This window comes from Kineosporia sp. NBRC 101731 (genome assembly GCF_030269305.1).
Taxonomy (GTDB): Bacteria; Actinomycetota; Actinomycetes; order Actinomycetales; family Kineosporiaceae; genus Kineosporia.
The window spans coordinates 793,315-811,907 of the sequence record NZ_BSTC01000001.1; the positions used below are offsets into that span (position 1 = coordinate 793,315).

The 18,593-nt window shown below is 69.3% G+C and carries 15 protein-coding genes; 7 read left to right on the forward strand and 8 right to left on the reverse strand.

Translation table 11 applies throughout. The features are described from left to right. Window positions 1–32 precede the first annotated feature (32 nt). Window positions 33–974, forward strand: coding sequence for an exopolyphosphatase (locus QSK05_RS03440; RefSeq protein ID WP_285593796.1), 942 nt, complete (start codon window positions 33–35; stop codon window positions 972–974). 7 nt (window positions 975–981) lie between these two features. On the opposite strand, the gene QSK05_RS03445 is transcribed toward QSK05_RS03440, so the two are convergent. Next, a complete protein-coding gene (locus QSK05_RS03445; RefSeq protein WP_285593798.1) occupies window positions 982–1,944 on the reverse strand; it encodes an alpha/beta fold hydrolase in 963 nt (320 codons plus the stop codon). A 73-nt stretch (window positions 1,945–2,017) separates the two neighbouring features. Here QSK05_RS03445 and QSK05_RS03450 point away from each other — a divergent pair, with 73 nt between their 5' ends. Next, window positions 2,018–4,090: a M3 family metallopeptidase gene (locus QSK05_RS03450; RefSeq protein WP_285593800.1), complete on the forward strand. Its 2,073-nt coding sequence runs from the start codon at window positions 2,018–2,020 to the stop codon at window positions 4,088–4,090. 109 nt (window positions 4,091–4,199) lie between these two features. Here QSK05_RS03450 and QSK05_RS03455 read toward each other — a convergent pair whose 3' ends face one another. After that, window positions 4,200–4,634, reverse strand: a complete 435-nt coding sequence (locus QSK05_RS03455; protein WP_285593802.1) for an organic hydroperoxide resistance protein — start codon at window positions 4,632–4,634, stop codon at window positions 4,200–4,202. A gap of 219 nt (window positions 4,635–4,853) precedes the next feature. Here QSK05_RS03455 and QSK05_RS03460 point away from each other — a divergent pair, with 219 nt between their 5' ends. The 3 genes from QSK05_RS03460 (at window position 4,854) to QSK05_RS03470 (ending at window position 9,432) form a co-directional block, all read left to right on the forward strand. Continuing rightward, complete coding sequence (locus QSK05_RS03460; RefSeq protein ID WP_285593804.1) at window positions 4,854–7,325, forward strand: helix-turn-helix transcriptional regulator; 2,472 nt, start codon at window positions 4,854–4,856, stop codon at window positions 7,323–7,325. Between the two features lie 132 nt (window positions 7,326–7,457). Continuing rightward, window positions 7,458–7,979 carry a response regulator gene (locus tag QSK05_RS03465; RefSeq protein WP_285593806.1) on the forward strand — a complete coding sequence of 174 codons (522 nt, stop codon included), beginning with the start codon at window positions 7,458–7,460 and terminating at the stop codon, window positions 7,977–7,979. After that, a complete protein-coding gene (locus tag QSK05_RS03470) occupies window positions 7,948–9,432 on the forward strand; it encodes an ATP-binding response regulator (RefSeq protein WP_285593808.1) in 1,485 nt (494 codons plus the stop codon). The genes QSK05_RS03465 and QSK05_RS03470 overlap by 32 nt, the downstream gene beginning before the upstream one ends. A 49-nt stretch (window positions 9,433–9,481) precedes the next feature. On the opposite strand, the gene QSK05_RS03475 is transcribed toward QSK05_RS03470, so the two are convergent. The 5 genes from QSK05_RS03475 to QSK05_RS03495 all read right to left on the reverse strand — a co-directional run bounded on the left by QSK05_RS03475 (window position 9,482) and on the right by QSK05_RS03495 (window position 14,369). Beyond that, on the reverse strand, window positions 9,482–10,918 hold the full coding sequence (locus QSK05_RS03475; RefSeq protein ID WP_285593810.1) for a glycosyltransferase family 2 protein: 1,437 nt from the start codon (window positions 10,916–10,918) through the stop codon (window positions 9,482–9,484). An 11-nt stretch (window positions 10,919–10,929) separates the two neighbouring features. Then, window positions 10,930–12,027: a HEAT repeat domain-containing protein gene (locus tag QSK05_RS03480; protein ID WP_285593812.1), complete on the reverse strand. Its 1,098-nt coding sequence runs from the start codon at window positions 12,025–12,027 to the stop codon at window positions 10,930–10,932. Beyond that, entirely contained in the window at window positions 12,024–12,398 is a 375-nt protein-coding gene (locus tag QSK05_RS03485; protein WP_232808297.1) for a response regulator transcription factor, read from the reverse strand. The genes QSK05_RS03480 and QSK05_RS03485 overlap by 4 nt, the downstream gene beginning before the upstream one ends. Window positions 12,399–12,639: 241 nt before the next feature. Continuing rightward, window positions 12,640–13,677, reverse strand: coding sequence for an S-adenosylmethionine:tRNA ribosyltransferase-isomerase (locus tag QSK05_RS03490; protein ID WP_285593817.1), 1,038 nt, complete (start codon window positions 13,675–13,677; stop codon window positions 12,640–12,642). After that, window positions 13,674–14,369 (reverse strand): SDR family NAD(P)-dependent oxidoreductase, encoded by a 696-nt coding sequence (locus QSK05_RS03495; protein WP_285593819.1) that lies wholly within the window; start codon window positions 14,367–14,369, stop codon window positions 13,674–13,676. The genes QSK05_RS03490 and QSK05_RS03495 overlap by 4 nt, the downstream gene beginning before the upstream one ends. An 82-nt stretch (window positions 14,370–14,451) precedes the next feature. Between QSK05_RS03495 and soxR the strand changes: the two genes are divergently transcribed. Together soxR and QSK05_RS03505 are read left to right on the forward strand one after the other, a co-directional pair. Continuing rightward, window positions 14,452–14,931, forward strand: a complete 480-nt coding sequence (gene soxR, locus QSK05_RS03500) for a redox-sensitive transcriptional activator SoxR (RefSeq protein ID WP_285593821.1) — start codon at window positions 14,452–14,454, stop codon at window positions 14,929–14,931. 358 nt (window positions 14,932–15,289) lie between these two features. Then, on the forward strand, window positions 15,290–16,867 hold the full coding sequence (locus tag QSK05_RS03505; protein ID WP_285593823.1) for a sensor histidine kinase: 1,578 nt from the start codon (window positions 15,290–15,292) through the stop codon (window positions 16,865–16,867). Between the two features lie 27 nt (window positions 16,868–16,894). Here the strand turns inward: QSK05_RS03505 and QSK05_RS03510 are convergent, their stop codons facing one another. Then, window positions 16,895–18,589, reverse strand: coding sequence for a cation:proton antiporter (locus QSK05_RS03510; protein WP_285593825.1), 1,695 nt, complete (start codon window positions 18,587–18,589; stop codon window positions 16,895–16,897). Between the last annotated feature and the right edge of the window lie 4 nt (window positions 18,590–18,593).

Consider the following 18,593-nt stretch of genomic DNA (forward strand, 5'->3'; position numbering starts at 1 on the left):
CAGGTCCTCAGTGAACCCGGGAGGACAGCGACATGTCGGCAGGTAAGTTTCGGCTGGTCACGCGCAGCGACTTCGACGGCCTGGTCTGTGCGGTGCTGCTGCGGGCGCTCGACATGATCGACGAGATCACCTTCGTGCACCCGAAGGACGTGCAGGACGGTCAGGTCGAGGTGACCGGCAATGACATTCTGACCAACCTGCCGTACGCAGCGCAGGCGCACCTGGTGTTCGATCATCACCACAGCGAGACGTTGCGCATCGGTGGCACCCCGGACAACCACATCATCATCGAGGAAGCGCCCTCGGCGGCCCGGGTGGTCTACGACCACTTCGGCGGGGCGCCGGCCTTCCCGATGGTCTCGGACGAGCTGATGCGGGCCGTCGATCAGGCGGACTCGGCCGATTACGCGCTCCACGACATCCTTGAGCCCAAGGACTGGACGCTGCTGAACTTCCTGATGGACAGTCGCACCGGTCTGGGGCGCTTCCGGGATTTCCGGATCTCCAACTACCAGCTGATGATGCAGCTCATCGACAGCGTGCTGAACGAGGCGACGGTGCAGGACATCCTGGCCGAGCCCGACGTGGCCGAGCGGGTGGAACTGTTCACCGAGCAGACCGCGATGTTCGTGGCTCAGCTGCGGCGGGTCTGCACGGTGCGCGGTGACCTGGTCGTGGTGGATCTACGCGACGAGGAGATCATCCATGCGGGCAACCGGTTCATGGTCTATGCCCTGTTCCCGCAGTGCCGCGTCTCCGCGCACATCATCATGGGCCGGCAGGGCAAGAACACGGTCTTCGCCGTGGGCAAGTCGATCCTCGATCGCACCTCGCCCGTCGACATCGGCCAGCTGATGCTGAAGTACGGCGGTGGCGGTCACCATGCTGCGGGCACCTGTCAGGTCGCCCACGAGGACAGCGAGCGGGTGCTGAACGAGATCGCGGCGGCGGTGAACGAGTCGGTCCACGTCTGAAAGAGCTTTACCTTGAGGTCCCCCAGCGTGCCCTCCCCCTTGGTGGGGGAGGGCACGCGACGTCCATGGAGAGCCACTCCAGAATGCGCGCGGACGTCCAGGACGGGGCCTCGAGCATCGGCACATGACCGATGTTGGTGGCGGGGAAGAACGACCAGTGCGGGTTCGCCGCCGCGGCCACCCGCGCCACCCGGAAGGGCACGAGCCGGTCTCGGGTGCCGTGGATCAGCAGCACCGGCTTCTCGATGGAGCGCAGGAGTTTCGCGTAGGTGCGACGGCGGGCGAAGGTGAAGACCATGGAGCGCCCGGCCAGTGCGAAGTCGCGCGCCGTCTCTTCCACGAAGCCGCGCCGCTCGGCCAGGGCCAGATGCACGTCGATGACGTCTTCGGTGACCCGGTCGGGGTCGTCGCAGCACAACGTGACCAGTTGCATGGCCGCGCGCTCGCGGGGAATCATGCCGCGCCGGTCGGCCAGGGCCATGCGGGCCCGCAGGGGCAGCGCCGCCTGCAGCACGTTCGCGGTGACCAGCCGGTCAGGCAGGGCGGCCGTGAGGGGCAGAACCGGATCGAGCAGTGCCAGCCCTCGCACCGCCTCCGGGTGGGCGTTGGTCAGCAGCGCACCGATCATGCCGCCCATCGAGTTGCCGACCAGTACCACCGGCTCGGGCGACAGCGCGGTGACGAAGCGGTACAGCAGATCGGCGTTGCCCGACACGCTGGAGGGACGCGGGCCGGCCGGGGTCAGGCCGAAACCGGCCAGGTCGACAGCCACCACCCGCAGGTCGGCGGTGAGGAGTGGAGCCAGGGCGGCCCAGTTGGCGTGCGACCCGCCGAGACCGTGCACGAGCACGGCCAGCGGGGCGCCGTCCGGTCCGCCATGATCGACGTAGTGCACCGGGCCGTCAGCGAGGTCGGCCCATTTCGACTCCCCGGCGGGCCGGGCGTCGGGGCCCACGGAGATCTGCGTCATCAGATGTTTGTACCTCCGGCCCCACCGATCAGCAAGATGGCGTTCTCCTAGATGTTCGAAAGAGGCAACGCACGTGACACCGAAAAGTTCCCTCGACCCGGCGAACCCTTTCGCTCGTCCCAGCGATTTCCCTTACGGGCTGCCACCGTTCGGTGCCGTCCGGGAGGAACACTATCTGCCCGCGTTCCGGGCCGGCGTGGCGGAGCACCGGCGTGAGGTGGAGGCGATCGCCGCCGACGAGCGCCCCGTCTCACCCGCCACCGTGCTCGATCCGCTGGAGGCCTCCGGCGCCCTGCTGACCCGGGTGTCGGCGGTGTTCTTCAACCTGATCGGCTCCTCGATGACCGACGGCCTGCGCGAGATCGAGGCCGAGGTGAACCCGCTGCTGGCCGCTCACCGCGACCGCATCGTGATGGACCCGGCCCTGTTCGCGCGGATCAGCGCCCTGCACGCGCAACGCGACGAGATCCCCGACGAGGAGACCCGGCGGCTGCTGCAGCGTCAGTACGACGACATGGTGCGGGCCGGGGCGGCGCTGTCGTCCGCCGATCAGGAACGGCTGAAGGCGATCAATCAGGAGCTCGTCCAGCTCGCCTCGACCTTCCGCGAAGACCTGCGCTCGGACGCCAACGAGCTGGCCCTGCACCTCGAGGACGAGGCCCGGCTGGAGGGACTGCCCGCCGATGCGCTCGCCGCCGCGAAGGCCGCGGCCCAGGGGCGTGGTCTACCCGGATACCTGCTCACCCTGCGCCTGCCCAGCGGTCAGCCGGCCCTGGCCACCCTGACCGACCGTGACGTGCGTCGGAGCCTGTACCTGGCCTCGACGTCCCGCGGCCGCCGCGACAACGCCTACGACACCCGGCCCACGCTGACCCGCACGGTGGCTCTGCGCGCCGAGCGGGCGGCGCTGCTGGGGTTCGTGAGTCACGCCGCGTACGTCGCCGCCGACCAGACCGCTCAGACCGTCGACTCGGTGATGCAACTGCTCACCGGCCTGGTCGGGCCGGCCGTGCAGAACGCGCAGCAGGAACGCGCCGAGCTCACGCAGCGCCTGCACGCCGACGGGGTGGCTGGTGACCTGGAGCCCTGGGACTGGGCCTACTACGCCGATATGGTTGCCCGGGAACGCTTCTCGCGCGACTCGGCGGCCCTGAGGCCGTACTTCGAACTGGACTCGGTGCTGCAGCGGGGCATCTTCGCCGCGGCCACCGGCCTCTACGGACTGCGGTTCACGCACCGCGAGGATCTGCGTGGCTACGACGAAGACGTCGACGTGTACGAGGTGTTCGACGAATCCGGCCGGGGCCTCGGCCTGGTGCTGGCCGACTGGTACTCGCGTGACGCCAAACGCGGCGGTGCCTGGATGAACTCGTTCGCCACCCAGTCGCACCTGCTCGACCGCGCCCCGGTGATCGTCCTCAATCTGAACCTCGGCCGCCCACCGGCCGGCTCACCGACGCTGCTCACGCTGGACGAGGTGGGCACCGCGTTCCACGAGTTCGGGCACGTATTGCACGGACTGCTGTCAGGCGTCCGCTATCCGCGCCTGTCGGGCACCCGGGTGCCCCGCGACTTCGTCGAGTTCCCCTCCCAGGTCAACGAGATGTGGGCGTGGCAACCCGAACTGCTGCGCAACTACGCCCGGCACCACGCCACCGGGGAGCCGCTGCCCGAGAACGCCCTGGACGCACTGGTCTCCGCCCAGTCGTACGGTCAGGGCTTCCTGATGGTCGAGATGCTCGCCGCCAGCCTGCTCGACCAGGCCTGGCACCAGCGCGGCGCCGGTGACCCGGTGATCACCCCGGAGCAGGTGAACACGTTCGAGCACCAGGTGCTGGCCGCACACGGACTGGACCTCGCCACCGTCCCGCCGCGCTACGGCAGCACGTACTTCGAGCACATCTTCGGCGGTGACTACAGCGCCGGGTACTACTCCTACCTCTGGAGCGAGGTGCTCGACGCCGATACGGTCGAGTGGTTCCTCGAGCACGGCGGCCTGAACCGCGCGGCCGGGGCGAAGTTCCGCGACCACCTGCTCTCGCGGGGTGGTGCGGTCGACCCGATGGCCGCACTGGAGAAGGTGCTGGGCCGCCCGCCCCGGCTGGAACCGTTGCTGGAGAGGCGAGGCCTGCTCCCGGTGACGTAACAACAAACTTCGTTCGTGATCATGCAAAACCTCCCCGGCGTTCTAGAACTGTTCCCTTCAGAGTTCTAGAACGCTGGGGAGGTTTTGCATGATCACGGAAGGGGTTTGCTCAGTCGCTCTCGGACCCCAGCAGCAGCACTTCCTGGCTGATGTTGCCCCGGGTGGCGCGGGAGTAGGGGCACCTCTCGTGGGCCAGTTGCAGCAGGTGCTGCGCGGTCGCCGTGTCCACCCCGCCGATCTGGGCCTCGATGCGGGCGGCCAGGTCGAGGCCGGTCTCCCGGCTGCCGACCAGGCTGATCGTCACCGACACCGCGGAGTCGCTGACATCGACCTTCTCCGCCCGGGCGGCACTCTTCAGCGCACTGTGGAAGCAGGCCGCGTAGCCGGTGGCGAAGAGCTGCTCGGGATTGGTGCCCGGACCGTCGTCCCCACCCAGCCCGGCGGGCATCGACAGGGGAACGTCGATGCGCCCGTCGGACGACGCGGCCCGTCCCTCGCGGCCTCCCCAGGCCGTCGATGTCGCGCTGTAAAGAGCTTCCGCCATCAGTGTTTCCTCGTTCCACAGGTGGTCCCGGATGGTGCAACCGCTATCCTTCCGGACCTTGGCGGCACCGGCACATCCTGAGGTCTGATAACTCTATGTCGCCACCCTGCTACGTTTTGTGGTGTGGGGGAGCAGGGGTCAAGAGTCTGGCGTCACGACGAACCCGCCGGTCCGGTTGTTACGGGTGGGGCGGACGATGGTTGGTGGTTCCGGGATGCCGTGCTGCGCCTGCCGCAGACGCATCCCGGGCGCGACGTGCTCGTCGTCGGCGCCCCGCCCGGTTCCGGCCGCACGCGGCTGGTGCGGCGCTGGCTGGAGACGGCTGGGGCGGCGTGGAGCTGGGTCGAGCTGTCGGGTGCGGTCACCTCGCCGATGACGGACGTTGTCGGCCCCGCGGTCCGTGGTCACCTCGACCGGGACGGACCGGGCGGGTTCCTCGTGGTGGAAGCCGTCGACGTGCTGAGCCCGGCCGAGCTGGAAGAGCTGGTCCCGGCGGCGGCCGGGCTGCGCCTGGTGCTGCTGGGGCGGGGTGACGTACTGCCGTCCGGCCTGGCGGTGCGGCTCGCCGGCCGCGTCGCGCGGGTGCGGGGAGAAGACCTGTGGTGGCCGGCCGAGCGGGTGCAGTCGCAGGTGGCAGCGCTGACCGGCGCCCACATCGACATCGCCCGCGCCGACCGCATCCATCGCCTCACCGCCGGCTGGCCCGCCGGTGTGCTCTCCCTCGGCGCCCGTTCCCGGGTGCCCGCCCCCCGCCGCGACGCCGACACGGGCCCGGTCACGCAGGAGGGGGTCGTCGACGACCTGGTCCTGCGCGGGATCCCCGCGCCGCTCCTGGAATTCGTGCTCGCCACCAGTCTGCTGCCCGGCCGGGCGCCCGACCCGGAGCTGTGCGCGGCCCTCGTACCCGGTGCCAACCCCGCCCGCCTGCTCGACGAGGCCCGGCGCTGGGGGCTGACGGCCGATCGCTGGCCGTTCACCGATCCGGATGTCCTGCCCGGCAGCGTCTATCACCCACTGGTCGCGGCGGCCGCCCGGCGGATGCGGGCCCGTCGGGGCGCCGGTGACGCCGAGAATCTCCGCCACGCCGGTGTGGCGGCCTCCGCGCTGGGGCGTAGTCCGCTGGCGGTCGACCTCTTCCGGGCCGCAGGAGCCTGGCAGCAGGTTCTGGTCGAATTGGAAGGCTCTGCGCCGCAAGGATTCCAGGGATGGGAGGGGGCGCATCTGCATGAGGTCATCCAAGCCCTGCCCGCACCGGTGTGGGCTGCCGGGGCCCAGGGCCGGGCCCTGGTCGCCTTCGCCGCCGCGATCTGCGGGGACCACCTGATGGCGGCCGAGGTGCTGACCCCCGCCCCGCCGGTGGAATGGTGGCCGGCCGTGACCGGTCTGATCGGTGCCCTGGGTGGATCCACCGATGCCTGGAATCCCGAGAACGCATCTCCCTTGGAATGTTTCGGCATTCGCGACGGCTATGCCCTGAACGCCACGATCGAGGTGCTGGCTGCCCGGTCGGCCGCGTTCGCCGGCGACCAGGGCGCGGCCGCCCGGCACCTCGCGTCTGCCTGGGAAACCGGTGCCGACCGGCTGCCGCGCTACGTGCTGCTCGCCGGCCTCGGCGTGGATGCGCTGGTCGCAGCCTGGGCGGGCGAGCTCTCCGCCGCCGGGCGGCTGGCCGATCGGGCATTCCGGCTTGCCGCTCAGGCCGGTCTGGACGGGCACCCGCTGCTCACCACGGCCGTACTGGCCCAGGCCGAGGTCCTGCGTTCCCGGGGCGAAGCCGCGGCCGCCCTGGAAGGTCTCACCGCAGCCGCCGGGATCCTCGGCGCCGGAGCCGACTTCGTGGTCACCGCGGCCGGGGGAGCCGCCCCTGCCCAGGCCCATCGGGTGCTGCGGGCCCGGCTTCTGCTCGACCTCGGCGACCGGGCCGCGGCGCGGGACGAGCTCGCCGCCCTGCACGCCGACGGCGACGAGCACCTGCCGCCCGCACTCGCCGTGCGACTGGCCCTGGCCCACGCCCGGCTCGCCGAGCTCGACGGCGACCTGGCCGCCGCCCAGTCCCGGCTGGAGGCCGCGCCCGGCGTGCCCGCGATCACCTCGGCCCTGCTGTTCGTCACCCTCCAGCGTCAGGACCAGCACGAGACCGCCGCCGTGATGGCCCGGTTCCCCGCCGATGCCGGTCCGGAAGACCGCCTGCGCCGCATCCTGTCCCAGGCCGCGCAGGCGCTCGCCGAAGGCCGTCGCGGCGCGGCGAACGACCTGGTCAACGAGGCCCTGGTGGCGGCCGAGCCGGACGGCCACCTGCGGGTCTTCCTGGATGTCCCAGCTGCGTTGCGGATGCTGATCTCGACCACGCTGCGCCGGGCGCCGGACGCTTCGCACTGGCGCCGTTGCCTGACCTCCCGGCTCGACGACGCCGGGGCCGACGACGACACCGTCGGCGTGACCCGGCGCGAGCTGGTGGTGCTCGAGCAGCTCACGACCGACCTGACACACGCCCAGATCGCGGCCGGGCTGTTCGTCTCGGAGAACACCCTCAAGTCGCACTGCCGCAATCTCTACCGAAAGCTCGGCGTCCACAGCCGGGAGGAAGCGGTCCGGATCGCCCGGGTCAAGGGCTGGCTGAGTTCCTCGCCCCGGGGTGACTCGGTGATCGATGTCAATATCACCCCGACGCCTGAGGTCATCGAACTGTGATTATCTGGGAGCATTCTCGCCGGACAGCGCAACGAATCGTGCTGTTCGAACAGTGCCGACGGGGGAATCGGCCGGCCCCGGCTTCGTGCCGCGAGGGAGATCATTGGGGGGCGGGCGGCACATGAGAACTTCTTGCACGACAACGGTGACGGTCTGGCCGGGGGCACTGTGGTGACACAGGGGCACACAGACTGGATCCTGCTCGTCGACGACTCGGCCGAAGACCGTGAGCTGCTCCAGCACACGCTGCGGCGCAACAAGTTCCATGGCCGCGTCGAAGAGGCCCGGGACGGTCTGGAAGCGATCGACCGGCTCTGCTGCCGCGGCCGCTGGGCGGACTCCGACCCGAACGACCTACCACGGGCCATCTTTCTCGATGTGAAGATGCCACGGATGTCCGGTGTCGAGGTGCTGCGCGAGCTGCGCTCCGTACCGCAACTGGCCGTCGTGCCGGTGGTGATGCTCACGTCTTCCGCCGAGGAGCGGGACATCCTCGACAGTTATGCCCTCGGCGCCAACAGCTACGTCGTCAAGCCGGTCGACATGGACGAGTACTTCCGGTCCATCGCGGACGTCGGACGTTACTGGGTCGCCCTGAACCGAACACCGACGGAGTACCCACGTGCCAACACCACTGCGCCTGCTGGTCGCTGAGGACTTCCCGCCGGACGCCGAGCTCATTCTCTCGGAGGTCCGGCGGGCCGGATACGACCCGGTGGCGACCGTGGTCGACACGGCGGGCAAGTTCCTGCGTGCTCTCGACGACGAGCCCGAGGTCGTGATCTGCGACTACACGCTGCCCACGATGACGGCGCCCGACGCGCTGGCCATTCTCCAGGCCAAATCGCCCGACCTGCCGCTGATCGTCGTCTCCGGCACGATGGACGAGGCGACGTGCGTGAACTCCCTGCGCCTGGGGGCCGCCGACTACCTGCTGAAAGACCGGCTGTCCCGGCTCGGGCCGGCCATCGACCACGCCCTGGCCCGGCGGGAGCTCGACCGGGTGGCCCGGCTGGCCGAGCAGCGTCGCGACGAGACCATGAACATCCTGCTCGGCCTGGTCGAGAACTCGGTCGCCGCTATCAGTGTGCAGAACCTCAGCGGCAACACGATGGTCAGCAACGACCTGTACAAACAGCTGTCCACCGACCATCCGCCGCTGGCCAGCGCCGCCCCGATCCGCACAGCGGGTGTCGAGGTGCTGCAGCGGCAGGAACTGTTCACGGTCGACGGCGAGCAGCGCACGTTCCACGCCGTGCGGTATCCCGTGCGCGACGGCACCGACACGGTGTTCGCGGTCGGCTCGATCCTCGTCGACATCACCGAGCAGAAACGGATCGAGGCCGATCTGCGCAAGGCCCGCACCGAGCTGGAGGGCCGCAACGAGCAGCTCGACGTGGCCAACGCCGAGCTGCGGGAGGTCGACCGTCTGAAGACCGAATTCGTCGCGTCGGTCAGCCACGAGCTGCGCACCCCGCTGACCAGTATCCGCGGCTACGCCGAGCTGCTGCTCGACGAGGCGGACGAGGGCGACACCCAGACCACGAAGATGCTCGACATCATCGACCGCAACGCCCGTCGGTTGCTGAGCCTGGTCGAAGACCTGCTGCTGCTCTCGAAGATCGACTCGCGCACGCTCACGCACGAGTTCGTCGAGGTCGACCTGACCGATCTGGCCGAGGGCGCCCTGCTGGTGCTGCGACCCAGCGCGGAGACCGCCGATGTCCGGCTGGCCCTCGAGGCGTCCGGCGTGCTACCGGTGCTCGGAGACCGATCGCAGCTGGAGCGGGTGCTTCTCAACCTCCTGAGCAATGCCATCAAGTTCTCCCAGAAGGGTGGGGACGTCGTGGTCAGGGGCGAGGTCAGCGGGAGTGAGGTGGTGATCAAGGTGGTCGACTCCGGACTCGGCGTCTCCGCCGAGGAGCTGCCGAAACTCTTCAACCGCTTCTTCCGCTCGGCCAGCGATGCCGCCCACAAGATCCCGGGCACCGGCCTCGGCCTGGCCGTGGTCCGCGAGATCGTCGAGAACCACGGCGGTTCGGTGGGAATGGAATCGGTTCTGGGAGAGGGAAGCACGGTCACCGTGCGGCTGCCCCGGCGGAAGTGACGCCCAGCGACCCGGACACGACGTCGTCCGTCGTGTCCGGGTCTTCCGCTCAACTGGCCGATGCCCCGCTCGTCTCCTTGAATCCGACCCGGGGCATCTCACCCCAGGCCGCGTTCGAGCCGCGGATGCCCGACCACAGACCCCGCAGACGCCAGAAGGCGTGCAGCTGACGGAATCCGAAGTTCTCCAGGAAGGCGGCGACCAGCAGGATGCCGAGATCCTTCCAGCGGCGGTAGGTCTGGTACGACAGGTCGTCGACCACGATCGCGACGACCGAGAGCAGGATGCCGTAGCCGATGGCCACCAGCGCGTAGAGCACGGCCGCCTGCCAGTTCAGGATGCCGAAAGCGATCCCGAGGGGGAGGCAGATCAGGCCGAGGATCTCCACGACCGGCGTGAGCAGCTCGAAGACCACGTAGTACGGCAGCACCAGCAGGCCCATCCGGCCGTAGCGGGGGTTGGCGATCATGCCGCGGAAGCGCCACAGCACCTCGAGCAGACCGTGCGACCACCGGCGACGCTGCCGGCCGAGAATTTTCAGGTTCTCCGGAACCTCGGTCCAGCACACCGGGTGCGGTACGAAAACAATCCGGTAGTCCTGCTTCTCGTGACGCAGTCGGTGATGCAGGCTGTTCACCAGGTCGGCGTCCTCGGCCAGCGAGTCGGCGGTCAGGCCACCGATCTGCTGCACCAGGTCGCGACGGAACAGGCCGAACGCGCCAGAGATGATCATCAGGCCGTTGAACGCCGACCAGCCGACCCGGCCGAGCAGGAACGAGCGCAAGTACTCGACCACCTGGATGCGGGGTGCCCAGGCCTTCGGGAGGCGCTTCTCGAGAATCATGCCGCGCTCGGTGGGACAGCCGTTGATCGGGCGAATGGCGCCGCCGGTGGCGGCCACTCGTTCCGGGTCGTCGACGAAGGGCCGCACCACGTGCATCAGTGCATCCTTCTCCAGCACCGAGTCGGCGTCGATCATGCAGACCAGCGGATAGCGGGAGTACTCCAGCGCGACGTTCAGGGCGTCACCGCGGCGACGGGCGTTCTCCTTGCGGATGACCACGATCTGGCCGTCCCGGGAGATGTGCACGGAGTTCACCGTGCCCACGGTCTCCACCACACCGGCTGCGACCCGGGTGCTGGGCTGGAGCTCGAACTCCTCCTGGAGAACATCGAAGGTGCCGTCGGTGGAACCGTCGTCGACGATCACCACCTCGAGCTGGGGGTACCGCAGGTCGAGGATCGAGTGCACGCTCGACACGATGCTCGGTTCCTCGTTGTAGGCGGGGACGAGGACCGACACGCCGGGAGTCAGCGGGTTGGCGAACAGGTCTTCCAGGGCCGTCTCCGACGACATCCGCTGGGCGCGCCGCTGCGCCCGGGACGCGATCAGCACGATCACCAGGTAGAGCGAGTTCAGTGCCAGGAAATAGATGATGACGAACGAGTTGAACCCGATGACGGCGGATTCCAGGAAATCTCTCATGAGTGGCCCCTCTACAGCGAGATCAGCGGCGTGGTGTTCGTGGCGATCGAGTTCCTCGCAAGGACCTCCCGGGCCGCGTCACCACCCTCGGCGTCCCGCTGCGCAATCTCGCGCAGCCGGTCGAGACCGGTCTCCCCGAACGGCACCAGAGCCATGGCGGCAGCCACCCGGACGGTGGGGTGCGGATGTGCGACCGCCTGTTCCAGCTCGGGCATGGAGGCCGGATCGATGATCCGGCCGAGTGCGGTGCACGCCGCGGCGAGGACCTCGACGTCCTCCTCCGTGCGCAGCATCGCGGTCAGGTCGTCGACCGAGCTGGGCAGGCTGAGACGACCGAGGGCGTGGGTGGCGCCGAGTCGCACCGAGACACTGGGATCGACCCGCATCCGGATCTGCAGCTCGGACACCGCGGGGTAGACACCCAGCACACCGAGCACCTCCGCGGCGATGGTGCGGACCTCGACCTGTTCCGCGTTCAGCGCCTGGGTCAGCGCCTGGGTGGCGTCGGCCCCGATGCGCAGCAGCGCCATGGTCACCGGGTGGGGCGGAAGCGGGTACTTCTGCCCCACCTCGGAGTCCAGGTGCTCCAGCAGGGCGGTGCCGGCCTCACCGGTGCCGATCCGGCCCAGAGCCCGCACGGCGGCGAGCCGCACATCGGTGCTGTGGTCGGCCAGCAGCTTCGCCGCCTCCGGGACCCCTTCACCGACCCCGGCCGCGCCGAGCAGCTCGACGGCGCGGTACCGCCGCACGGCGACCCGTGACGACGTGTTCTGCCGGGCCGCGTCGATCGTGCCGCGTCGCCGCAGGATGTCGACCAGAACACTCCGGTCGGCACCCCGCAGCTTCGGCAGCAGGCCCGCCACCAGTTCCTCGAACGAGGTGGTGACGCCGTGGTACCCGATGAGCATGTCGGCGAGGTCGTGCGCATCGCCGTCCTCCCAGGTGGCCAGGTACCGCATCATCACCGGCCGGAGCTGGGCCAGCTCCTCCTCATGATGCTTGGCGCGGCGTTCGCGGCGGGCCTTCAGCAGGGCCGTGCTCAGGGAGAGCCCGATGATCAGGGCCAGGTTGAGAGTCGCGGCGACCAGAAGGACCGCCTCGGTACTCACCTCGGGGTCCGGGCCAGCAGCGCGTCGATCCGGCTGGACAGCTCGCGCGGACTGAAGGGTTTGATCACGTAGTCGTTGCCGCCGGCGGCAAAACCCCGCTGGACGTCTGACTCCTGGGCCTTCGCGGTGAGGAAGAGCACCGGGATGTCGGCCATCGATGGGTCTTTGCGCAGTTCCAGGCAGACCTCGATGCCGCTCATGCGCGGCATCATCCAGTCCAGCACCACGACGTCCGGTCGGACGTCCATGATGGCGGCCAGTCCGGCCTCCCCGTCGGCCTCGGCGGTCACCGTGTGACCGGCCGCAGACAGCTTGAATTCCAGCAGACCCCGGATGTCGGAGTCGTCGTCCACAACGACGATGCTGCTCATGTCGGTCTCCTCGGTCGTACGACGGTTTACCGCCGGAGGGCAACCTGCCTCCCGACTCCCCACCGCATCGACGTAAGCCCGAATGGGCTACAGGGTGAACTAGCAACAGCCCGCCCCTCACCCAAGTGCTAGCCCACCCTTGCCGTGATCATGCAAATCCCCCAGCCTTCGGCCGGGAGGTGCCCCCACTCCCCAGAGTTCTAGAACTCTGGGGAGGTTTTGCATGATCACGAACGGTTTTTCAGGGCAGGAGCAGGCAGCTGTCGCCGAACTCGTGCCAGCGGTATCCGCTGCTCGCGGCCCGCTCGTACGCCGCCTGCACCAACTCCGCCCCGCCCACGGCCTCGAGCATGAGCAGGTGCGAGGCTTCCGGGTCGTGCCAGCCGGTGATCAGGCCGTCCACCGTGCGCACCGGACGGGCGGGCGAGATGACCAGATCCGTCCACCCTCGCGCGGGTCGTACTCGGCCGTCCGGCCCGGTGGCCGCCTCCAGCGCACGGGTGACGGTGGTACCCACAGCGACCACGCGGCCACCCGTCCGGCGGGTCCAGTTCACCAGGGCCGCGGTCGATTCCGGCACCCGATAGGGCTCGGCCGGGGGTGCCTCACCGGTCTCCAGCGACGAGACCCCGGCGTGCAGGGTGATCGGGGCCAGCCGAATTCCCGCAGTTACCAGCCGGGTCACCAGCTCGTTGGTGAACGGACGCCCGGCACTGGGCATCTCGGCGCTCGCGCCGGGATCGCGCGGGTCGGCGAACACCGTCTGGTAACTCTCCAGAGGCCAGGGGTGCTTCAGGTAGCCGTAGCGGATCGGCCGGGCCGCGGGGAACAAGGGGACGCCGGTGAGCGGCTCGGTGCGCCAGAGCCGGGTTCCGTGGCGGTGGTCGGAGCGGCCGTGCGGGGCCGTCAGCCGGACCTGCGGTCCACCGGCCAGCCGGATCCGGTCGCCGGGCACGCACGTCCGTACTTGCCCGGCGCCGTCCGGGGCGCTGCGCACCTCCACCACCCACGCGCCGTCGGGTAGTTCGGTGGACAGGTGCACGACCACCGGCCCGAGGCGGTGGTGCTCACCGTCGAGGGCTGCCGCCCGGGTCGCGGAGGTGTTGACCACGAGTAGGTCGCCAGGACGCAGGTGGTCGCCGATCCGGTGGAACGTCGTGTCGTGCAGTTGGTTCCGGTCGGCCACCAGGAGGCGGACGTGGTCCCGGGCGATACCCCGGGCCTCCGGCGGCTCGGTCGCCTCGGCGTCGTGCGGAAGGGCGAAGGTGATGGCGCTCATGCCGTCGCCCCCACGTGTTCCCCGGCGGACGCCAGGTAGCGCCCGTTCGGCGGGCGCTGTGCGATCAGCTGCAGGAGGGCCGGCGCCACGGTCTCCGGAAGCGGCCGGTCGGAGATGTCCTCGTCCGGAAAGGCCGCTTGATGCATGGGCGTTCGGAGGTCTCCGGGGTCGAACGCGTAAACCCGGACGCTGCCGGTGCACTCCGCGCCGAGCACCGCGCTGATCTGCTCGAGCGCGGCCTTCGTGGAACCGTAGCCTCCCCAGCCCGGGTAGACGGCACTGGCCGCGTCCGAGGTGATGTTGACGATCGTGCCGTGTCGTTCGGCCAGCACCGGCACCGCGAGCTGGATCAGTCCCAGCGGTGCGATCACGTTGACCCGGAACAGGTCTTCCAGTGAGCTGAGCGGGAACTCGGCCAGTGACGGCAGCGGACTCGGGCCGAGCCCGCCGGCATTGTTGACGAGCAGGTCGAGGCCGCCGAGCTCAGTGCAGGCAGAGAGCAGTTCGCGACGGTGGCGGGCATCGGTCACATCGCCCGGATGAAGGTGTACGCGGGGCAGGTCGCCGACCGCGTGGGCCAGCCGGGAGGCGCCCCGGGCATCGACGACGACCTCCCACCCCTCCTGGGACAGGGCGGTGGTCAGGGCCTGGCCGAGACCGCTGGAGGCACCGGTGATGAGTGCGACGGGCATGTCTTCTCCCGATGTCGAATGGTTTTCGCTTCGTCAACATCTTGCTAGTTGAAGTCAACTTCAGGTCTAGTACCCTGATCGCATGACTTCCGACGAGAAGCCACGGGCCGATCAGCTGCTCACGATCGGCGAACTGACCCGGCGCAGTGGCCTGGCCGCCTCGGCGCTGCGCTTCTACGAGCGGGAGGGTCTGATCTCGGCCACCCGCACCTCCGGGGGCCAGCGGCGCTACGAGCGGGCGGTGCTGCGCCGCCTGGCGTTCATCCGGGCGGCCCGCAGCGTCGGTCTCTCGCTGGAAGAGGTGCGTGACGCGATGGATCGCCTTCCCGCCGCCCGCACCCCGACCAAGGCCGACTGGACCGGTATCTCGCGGTCGTGGTCGCGGCGCCTGGACGAGCAGATCGAGGCACTCACCGCCCTGCGCGACAAGCTGGACTCCTGCATCGGGTGCGGCTGTCTCTCCCTGGCCCGCTGCCGCATCTCCAACGCCGAAGACCTGGCGGCCCAGACCGGCCCGGGCGCGGCCTACCTACCCCCGGCCCTACGCCGCCCCGCGCAGTAACCCCCCTTTCTCCCGTGATCATGCAAAACCTCCCCGGTGTTCTAGAACTCTCACGATGACAGTTCTAGAACTCTGGGGAGTGGGGGCACCTCCCGGCCGAAGGCTGGGGGATTTGCATGATCACGAAAGGTTGGGCGGTGGGTGGTCCATCGACCCTGGTTCGGCGATTCGGCCCGGCCGATCCGGTGACCGGGTGTTTACTGGTCACCGCGTCCGCCGGCGGCCGGTCCAACGACCTGGCCTGCACCGACGACGCCGGCGCAACACACGGACGAGGGGTTCACCGTGCTTGCACAGGTGGTCGCGGGTGTGGTCGGGTTGCTGCGGCCGGATCGGATCAAACGGGGGAAAGCGTTTCGTGAGTAGGAGTTTTCGGCTGCTCATCATCGAGGACCAGCCGGTTGACGCGGAGCTGATGGTGGCGGAACTGGTCCGCGCCGGCTTCGGCCCGGACTGGACCCGGGTGGACAGTATGGACACGATGCTGGCCGCCCTCGATCCGCCGCCCGGCGTGATTCTCTGTGACTACTCGCTTCCCGGTCTCGACGCGCCGACCGTGCTGGCCACCCTGAACGAGCTGCACCTCGAGGTGCCGGTGATCGTGGTCAGTGGGGCCATGGACGAGGAGACCTGCGTGAAGTCGCTGCGCCTGGGCGCTGTCGACTATCTGCTGAAAGACCGTCTGGCCCGGCTCGGCCCGGCCATCGAACACGCTCTGGAGACCCGCCGCCTCACCGCCGAGAAGCGGGAGGCGCAGCGCCGCGAGCGGGAGACCTCCGCGATCCTGGCCGGGCTGGTGAAGAACTCCCCGGCGGCGATCAGCGTGAAGGCGGTGGACGGGCGCTACCTGCTGGCCAACCGGCAGTTCGAGATGCTCTTCGACATGGCCCCGCACAGCCTGCTCGGCAAGATCGACGCGGAGATCTTCCCGGCCGAGAAGGCCCGCGAGATGACCGAACTGGATGCCCGCTGCCTGCACACGTCGATCGTGGTGGAGCGCGAGGAGGAGTTCCGGGGGCCCGAGGGGGCGCGCAACCTGCTCTGCGTGCGTTACCCGATCAGCGACGACGACGGCGACATCTTCGGGATCGGAGCGATCTATACCGAGATCACGAAGCAGAAGCGGGTGGAGCACGACCTGCGGGCGGCCCGGGCCGACATCATGTCCCGCGCCGAGCAACTTGCGGCCGGCAATCACCAGCTGCGCGAGATGGACCGGATGAAGACCGATTTCCTCGCCGCCGTGAGTCACGAGCTACGCAACCCGCTGGCCTCGGTGCGGGGCTACGTGGAGATGCTGCGCGAGGGCGGGCCGGGAATGGATCCCGAACTCAACCACCGGTTCCTGGACATCATCGACCGGAACAGTGCGAACGTCCTCCATTTGCTCGAAGATCTTCTGGTGCTCTCCCGGACCGAGGCCGGGCCGGCGGGATCGGGCCAGTTCCAGGCCATCTCGTTCCCCGACCTGGTGGAGTCGTCGGTCGCCACGGTGGATCCGGCGGCCCGTCAGGCCGGTCTGACGATCCAGGTGCGGCTGGCCGATCGGCTGCCGGTCGTGATGGGCGACCCCTCGCAACTGGAACGCATGCTGGTGAACCTGCTGGACAACGCCGTGAAGTTCTCCCCTCGGCCCGAGCGTTCCGGCCCCCGCCCACTTGGGCACCACCCGGACGTCGTGGTGCTGGAGGTGTCCGCGATCCCGATGGGAGTGCGGCTGGAGGTGCGTGACCAGGGCATCGGCATCTCGCAGGCGGAACAGGCGAAGCTCTTCACCCGATTCTTCCGCGCCCGGTCGGCGACGGAACGTGGCATTCCCGGCACCGGACTGGGCCTGGCCGTGGTGAAGGGGGTGGTCGACGCGCACCGCGGTGCGATCCGCGTCGACTCCGCCCCGGGTCGAGGCACCACGGTGGCCGTGGACCTGCCCGCCTGAGACCTGCTGAAACTCGCTGAGACCGGCCTACATCCGCGCCGCGAAGCTCGTCGCGGTGGCGGCCTCTTCGTAGTCGAGCTGTTCCAGCAGGTCGCGCAGCACCTCGTCGTCGAGGTTGCCGGCGTCGCGCTCGGCGATCAGCGCCTGGCGCTGGGCCGTGAGCATGCGCTGACGCAGCAGGCGCACGCCCCGGGTCAGGTCTTTACGGGCCAGTTCCCGCAGGGCGGGATCGTCCTCGTCGTCCGGGAGCAGGTCTTCACGGGTCTCCTGGGCGTGCCGGAAGCGCTCGGCGATGCCTTCCAGCAGAGCCGGATCACACCCGTCCGGCGGATCGGCCAGCGTGTCCTTCACCGCCTGACGCGAGGCGGCCCGGGACACCTCCCGGGCGTAGGTGCGTTCCTGCATCTCCTTGGCGTGCTCGGCCTCGCTGGAGATGTCCAGCTTCTTCACCAGGATCGGCAGGGTGAGGCCCTGGATGAGCAGGGTGCCGACGGCCACCACGAACGCGGTGAACTGGATGACCGAGCGGCCCGGGAACGGCTCACCGGTCTCGGTCAGCACGGGAACACCGGCCGCGGCGGCCAGGGTGACCACGCCCCGCATGCCGGTCCAGGAGAGCAGAGCGTTGGTCTGCCAGGTCGCGCCGCGGGTGCCGGCCTTGTCGGTGGCCAGTTTGAGCCCGGAGGCGATGCGCTGGTTCTCCGGTGCGGGAGCGGTGCGCAGCCCCTGACGGATGAGCTTCTTCCCACTGGCGAAGGCGAAGATCCACACCGGTCGGATGGCCATCACCGTGAGCAGGACGAACAGCGAAGCGCTGAGCACCAGGCCGACCGGCTCGTGGTGGGTGGTGAACACGTCGTCGATGATGAACTTCATCTGCAGGCCCATGTAGGCGAAGACGAAGGCCTCGAGCAGGGCGTCGATGCTGCTCCAGAGCTGACGTTCCTGCAGGCGGGTGGCGTAGCCGGAGGTGGTCGAGTTGTGCCCGACCCAGAAGCCGGCCATCACCACGGCCAGCACACCGGAACCGTGCAGCTCCTCGGCCAGCAGGTAGGCGGAGAACGGCACGACCAGGCCGAGCACCGTCTCCAGACCCGGATCGTGCAGGCGCTTGCGGATCCAGAGCACCACCACGGCCAGCACCAGGCCGACCAGGGTGCCGACGACCGAGGTGTAGACGAAGAACAGCACCGGGTTGTCGACCACGGTGTGGCTGCCGGTGACCGCGGCGACCCCCACGCTGAACAGCGTCAGCGCGGCGGCGTCGTTGATCAGGCTCTCTCCGGTGAGGATCGTCATCACCCGGTTCGGCACGCCGAGCGAACGCCCGATCGCCACCGCGGTCACGGCGTCGGGGGGCCCGACCACCGCGCCCAGCACCAGGGCGGCACCGAAGGTCATCTCCGGCACCGCGTAGAAGGCGACGCCGCCCACCGCGAACGCCGTCACCAGCACCAGAACGACACCCAGGCGCAGGATCGGCTGGATGTTCTGCACGAAGGTGGGCACCGAGAAGTCCAGCGCCGTGGAGTAGAGCAGCGGGGGAAGGACGATGCCGAGGATGATGTGAGGTTCGAGCTCGAGCTGCGGCATACCGGGGATGAACGAGGCGGCAAGCCCCACGACCAGCACCACCAACGGAGGCTGTAGCCCTTTTCGGTGGGCCAGTCCGGTCACCGCGATGGCCGCGATCACCACGAGCAGTAGCTGAACGCCGTTCATTGTT

Coding starts and splice junctions, on each gene's coding strand:
- QSK05_RS03510 (WP_285593825.1), bottom strand. CDS start 18,589: ATGAACGGCGTTCAGCTACTGCTCGTGGTGATCGCGGCCATCGCGGTG.
- QSK05_RS03440 (WP_285593796.1), top strand. CDS start 33: ATGTCGGCAGGTAAGTTTCGGCTGGTCACGCGCAGCGACTTCGACGGC.
- soxR (WP_285593821.1), top strand. CDS start 14,452: ATGACTTCCGACGAGAAGCCACGGGCCGATCAGCTGCTCACGATCGGC.
- QSK05_RS03490 (WP_285593817.1), bottom strand. CDS start 13,677: ATGAGCGCCATCACCTTCGCCCTTCCGCACGACGCCGAGGCGACCGAG.
- QSK05_RS03445 (WP_285593798.1), bottom strand. CDS start 1,944: ATGACGCAGATCTCCGTGGGCCCCGACGCCCGGCCCGCCGGGGAGTCG.
- QSK05_RS03455 (WP_285593802.1), bottom strand. CDS start 4,634: ATGGCGGAAGCTCTTTACAGCGCGACATCGACGGCCTGGGGAGGCCGC.
- QSK05_RS03495 (WP_285593819.1), bottom strand. CDS start 14,369: ATGCCCGTCGCACTCATCACCGGTGCCTCCAGCGGTCTCGGCCAGGCC.
- QSK05_RS03475 (WP_285593810.1), bottom strand. CDS start 10,918: ATGAGAGATTTCCTGGAATCCGCCGTCATCGGGTTCAACTCGTTCGTC.
- QSK05_RS03485 (WP_232808297.1), bottom strand. CDS start 12,398: ATGAGCAGCATCGTCGTTGTGGACGACGACTCCGACATCCGGGGTCTG.